The 664-nt window shown below is 65.4% G+C and carries 1 protein-coding gene; it reads left to right on the plus strand.

Features of this window, described 5'->3' with window-relative positions; translation table 11 throughout:
* Window positions 1-664, plus strand: a 664-nt coding sequence (locus E2L05_RS20615) for a strawberry notch-like NTP hydrolase domain-containing protein (RefSeq protein WP_208016294.1), incomplete at both ends; no start/stop codon positions are given.

Below are 664 nucleotides of genomic sequence, written 5' to 3' on the forward strand. Positions count from 1 at the left end.
CCTGACGCCACGATTGGCGCTGACGATGCCGGGGCAGGTCTACCGCAAGCTCGGCACCTCTGTGGAAACCCAGCTCATGGTCTTCGACAAGGTGCAGGAGGACGGCGAGATGATCCGCGCCACGGTTCAGGATCTGGAGGAAGCCCTTCCTTTTGTCGACGCCGTGGCCGCAAACCGGCCTGAGACGCGCCCGGCCCAACGGGCGGCGACAAACCCTCATGCGCGATCGGTCGGTCCAGAACCTGTCACGCGCAAGCGCCCAGTTGCCACAGTCGCCGCCTCCAAATCCCGCGCCAATGCTGCCATCCCGCTAAGCTTCACAAGTCTTGAGGCCCCGCGCGACAACACGCCCGTTTCGGATATTTATGCGCGCTACCGCCCGCAGCGGATCGAGATAGCGGGCGCTCAGGAACATCCCACGCCCTTGGTCGAAAGCATCGCCATGGCTTCCGTGGCGCCGCCCGTGCCTTCTGGCGCGGCCAGTGCGGAATTGCGCCTGCCTGCCAGGCTGATCGAGGATGGGCATCTCTCCGAGGCGCAGCTCGAGACCATCATCATGGCGCATGACGCCCATGGGCGCGACCTGCCGGGTCGGTTCGCGATCGATGACGACCAGACCAAGCTGACGCGCGCCGATGATGACCCGGATGCACGTGCCTATCGC

Source organism: Meridianimarinicoccus aquatilis (assembly GCF_004358675.1).
GTDB classification, from domain to species: Bacteria; Pseudomonadota; Alphaproteobacteria; order Rhodobacterales; family Rhodobacteraceae; genus Meridianimarinicoccus; species Meridianimarinicoccus aquatilis.